Origin of the sequence: Actinophytocola sp. (assembly GCF_050699915.1) — a bacterium.
Classification (GTDB): domain Bacteria; phylum Actinomycetota; class Actinomycetes; order Mycobacteriales; family Pseudonocardiaceae; genus Actinophytocola.
In genome coordinates this window covers 1-3935 of record NZ_JBOHGA010000353.1, presented here as the reverse complement: position 1 = coordinate 3935, position 3935 = coordinate 1, and the positions used below count along the sequence as shown (strand labels likewise).

5 protein-coding genes are annotated in these 3935 nt (G+C 74.5%); 2 read left to right on the top strand and 3 right to left on the bottom strand.

Annotated elements, in window-relative coordinates:
• Positions 1–130: 130 nt before the first annotated feature.
• Positions 131–1321 carry a class I SAM-dependent methyltransferase gene (locus ACRDSK_RS32285; RefSeq protein ID WP_431445204.1) on the top strand — a complete coding sequence of 397 codons (1191 nt, stop codon included), beginning with the start codon at positions 131–133 and terminating at the stop codon, positions 1319–1321.
• Between the two features lie 22 nt (positions 1322–1343).
• Here ACRDSK_RS32285 and ACRDSK_RS32280 read toward each other — a convergent pair whose 3' ends face one another.
• From ACRDSK_RS32280 to ACRDSK_RS32270, 3 genes are all read right to left on the bottom strand, one after another.
• A complete protein-coding gene (locus ACRDSK_RS32280) occupies positions 1344–1658 on the bottom strand; it encodes a DUF202 domain-containing protein (protein ID WP_431445203.1) in 315 nt (104 codons plus the stop codon).
• The gene (locus ACRDSK_RS32275) at positions 1655–1999 is read right to left on the bottom strand and encodes a YidH family protein (protein WP_431445202.1); all 345 of its coding nucleotides are present in this window, start codon (positions 1997–1999) and stop codon (positions 1655–1657) included. The genes ACRDSK_RS32280 and ACRDSK_RS32275 overlap by 4 nt, the downstream gene beginning before the upstream one ends.
• 168 nt (positions 2000–2167) lie before the next feature.
• Positions 2168–3028, bottom strand: coding sequence for an SMP-30/gluconolactonase/LRE family protein (locus ACRDSK_RS32270; protein ID WP_431445201.1), 861 nt, complete (start codon positions 3026–3028; stop codon positions 2168–2170).
• 124 nt (positions 3029–3152) lie between these two features.
• On the opposite strand from ACRDSK_RS32270, the gene ACRDSK_RS32265 reads away from it, so the two are divergent.
• Positions 3153–3935, top strand: a 783-nt coding sequence (locus ACRDSK_RS32265; RefSeq protein ID WP_431445199.1) for an AfsR/SARP family transcriptional regulator, incomplete at its 3' end; no start/stop codon positions are given.

The following is a 3935-nucleotide window of genomic DNA, read 5'->3' as shown; positions in this document are numbered from 1 at the left end:
TGCTGGCACACGCGGCCACCGGCGCCGCGGTCCGCGTGCGCGCGCTCATCCAGCGGCAGGGTCTGGCGCTCTGGCTGCGCCGGGTGCCGGTCGTGCCCCGCCCCTCCCACGTCCCGCAGGAGGGCGTTCAGTGACCACCTTCCGTGCCATCCCACTCGCCGCGCCGCCCCGCTCGCCGGGGCGCGCGTGGCTCGCCGAACGGCTGTTCCGACTCGGGGTCGCGCGCCTGCCGGTGCACGTCCGGCTGCCCGGCGGCGAGCTGCTCGGCCGCGGCGGACCGGTCATGCGCATCGAGCGGCCGGCGTTCTTCCACCGGCTCGGCACCGGCTCGACGATCGGGTTCGGCGAGGCGTACGTGGCCGGCGACTGGACCAGTCCCGACCCGGCCGCCGTGCTCACCCCGTTCGCCGCGCGGATGGCCACGCTGGTGCCGCGGCCGCTGCAGGTGCTGCGCCGCTTCGTCGACGCGCGCCGGCCGGTGGGCGAGCGCAACACGCCGGACGGCGCGCGGGCCAACATCCACCGGCACTACGACCTGTCCAACGACCTGTTCGGGACATTCCTCGACGAGTCCATGTCGTACTCGTCGGCCTGGTTCGGGCCCGGTGACGACCTGCACACCGCGCAGCTGCGCAAGATCGACGGCGTGCTCGACCTCGCGCGGGTCGGGCCGGGCAGCCGGGTGCTGGAGATCGGCACCGGCTGGGGCGCGCTCGCCATCCGCGCGGCCCGGCGCGGCGCCACGGTCACCACGCTGACGATCTCGTCCGAGCAACGCGACCTGGCGCGGTCGCGCATCGCCGAGGCCGGCGTCGCGGACCGTGTGGAGGTGCTGCTGCGCGACTACCGCGAGGCCGCCGGCAGCTACGACGCGGTCGTGTCGGTGGAGATGATCGAGGCGGTGGGCGAGGAGTACTGGCCGGCGTACTTCGCGACGCTGCGCCGAGTGCTGGCGCCCGGCGGCCGGATCAGCCTGCAGGCGATCACGATGCCGCACGACCGGATGGTGGCGACCCGGCACACGCAGACGTGGATCACCACGTACGTCTTCCCGGGCGGCCAACTGCTGTCCGTGCCGGCGGTCGAGGAGCACGCCCGCGCGGCGGGGCTGGCGATCACCGCGCGCCGCTCGCTCGGCGAGCACTACGCGAGCACCCTGCGCCAGTGGCGGGACCGCTTCACCGCCGCCGCGGATCGGGTGAGCGAGCTCGGCTTCGACGAGCGGTTCCGCCGCATCTGGGAGTTCTACCTGGCCTACTGCGAGGCCGGCTTCCGCTCCCGCTACCTCGACGTGTGGCAGTTCGGCCTCGCCCGCCACTAGCCCGCCCCGGAACCGGCGCCGGCTAGAGGACGATCAGCGCCAGCGCGAGCGCGCCGACGAGGCAGGCGGCGAAGGTGATCAGCAGGGCCGCCGATGCCCGGTCGACCGGGCGCTGCTCCAGCATCGCCCGCGCGGCTCGCCGGTAGCGGTCGTGCGACCAGCCGAGCACGCCGAAGGCCAGCACCGCGGCGGCGATGGCGGCACCCACGGCCCACGGCGTGTGGCGGACCATCGCCAGCCGGCCGACGAGCAGGGCGCAGCCGGCGAGTCCGAGGCCGGTGCGCACCCACGCCAGCGAGGTGCGCTCGTTCTGCACGCCCTCCGGGTTGGCGGTCACAGGTTCGCCACCACCACGAACACGAACACGGCCAGCGCGACCGCGGCGACACCGTAGGACAGCCACGGCGCCACCGTCGGCGGGGGCAGCGACCTCCGCTCGCGCATCGCCTGCTCGCTGCGCAGCCAACGGCGGAAGGCCATCGCGCTCGTCGCGATCCCCGCCAGCACCAGCAGGGCCGCCAACACCTGGCGCAGCCCGGGGACCGCCAGCCGCGGCGCGAACGCCTCCAGCGCGATCCCGGCCGCCATCAGGGCGAGCGCCGTGCGGATCCACGCCAGGAAGGTCCGCTCGTTGGCGAAGCTGAACCTCGGATCCGGGTCCTCACCGGTCTCCCGCAACCGACCCGACCACCTCACGACCGCGCTTCGCAGGCTCGGCCCGGCCGCTCGCGGTCGCCCTGTGTCCGATGGTTCGCTCCGCAAGCTCCGCTCACGACGCCCCCTCGCAGGCTCGGTGCCGCCGTTCACGGTCGCCCTGTGTCTTCTGGTTCGCTCCGCAAGCTCCGCTCACCCAGCCCACTCCCCGGGCGCCTGCCCCGCCACGCCCGCGTCCAGCGCGAACAGCGAGCCCGCGTGCGGCTGCCCGGCGAGCTCGTCGTCACCGAGTCCGGTCCGCGCCGACGTGATGTACAAAGTGGACAGATCGGGGCCGCCGAACACGCAGCTCGTGATCCGTTGCGCGGGCAGCTCCACGGTGTCGGTCAACCGGCCGTCCGGGGTGTACCGGCGCAGCGCCCAGCCGTCCCACAACGCCAGCCACAGGTTCCCCTCGGCGTCCACGGTCAGCCCGTCCGGCCAGCCCCGCTCGACGTCGACGAGCCGGCGGCGATCCGTCAGCTCGCCGGTCTCCGGGTCGTGGTCGAACGCGTCCACACCGCCGGTGCGGGTGTCCACGTAGTACATCGTCGCGCCGTCCGGCGACCAACCGAGGCCGTTCGACACCGACACGTCCGTGAGCACGGTGTGCAGCGAACCGTCGGGGTCGAGCCGGTAGAACGCGCCCGCGCCGTCGGTGCCCTCCAGCATCGTGCCGGCCCAGAAGCGGCCCCACCGGTCGGCCTTGCCGTCGTTGAACCGGCCACCCGGCGGGTCGGTCGCGACGTCGTGCAGCCGGGCGCGGTCAGAGCCGTCCTCGGCGCAGGTGAGGATCCCCGAGGCGGTGGCGAGCACCAGCCCGCCCGCGCGTCGCACGGCCACCGTGCCGACCGGCTCGCCGACCTCGAACGAGGTGTCCTCGCCGGTGACCGGGTCGAACCGGTGCACGAGCCCCGGCAGGATGTCCACCCAGCGCAGGGCCGCGGCCCGCGGATCCCACAACGGCCCCTCACCCAGGCGCGCCCCCGCCGCGAGCACCACGTCCACGATCACGGGTCGAACGTTAGGCCGCCGACGGCGTCGCGATCAACGGCTCGCCGGGTGACACGCACGATGACCGCGCGACTACGGTCCGGTCGATTAGGGAGTTGTTAGCGCGGTTGCCCAGTCTTGTCGCATGGAGACGTTCGAGGGCATCCGGTATCGCCTCCTCGGGCCGGTCGAGCTGTACCACGAAGGAGTCGCCGTCGACCTGTCGTCGACGAAGGTGCGGCTGATGCTCACCGCGCTGGCGCTCGCGCCGAACACCGTCGTGTCGTTCGAGGCGCTGGGCAAGGTCCTGTGGGAGCGCGGCGCACCGCCCTCGGCCCGGTCCAACGTGCGCACCTACGCGACCACCCTGCGCCGCGTGCTGGACCGCGGCAGCCGCAACCGCCTGGTCCACCGCGGCGGCGGCTACCTGCTCGCCACCGACCCCGACGAGCTCGACGTCCAGGTGTTCAACCGGCTCGCGGAGATCGGCCGGCGCGCGCTAGCCGACGGCGAACCGGCGAGCGCACGCACGCACCTGCGACAGGCGCTCGCCCTGTGGCGCGGCCACCCCGCGGAGGGCCTGCCGCCGCGCCGGGCGCTCGCCGGGCAGCTGGACGCGCTGACCGAGCAGCGGCTGCTCGTCGAGGAGGACCTGCTGGAGGCCGAGCTCGCGGTCGGCGGGACCACCGAGCTCGTCCGCACCGCGCGCCGGCTCGTCACCGAGCACCCGCTGCGCGAGCGGTGCTGGGCGGCGCTGATGCTGGCGCTGTACCGCGGCGGCGACGTCGCGGCCGCGCTGGAGGCGTTCGCCGAGGCACGCAACCGGCTCGTCGAGGGCCTCGGGCTGGAACCGGGCGTGCGGCTTGCCCAGCTGCACCAGGCGATGCTCAACCGCGACCCCGCGCTGCTGGAGCGCCCGGCCACCGGC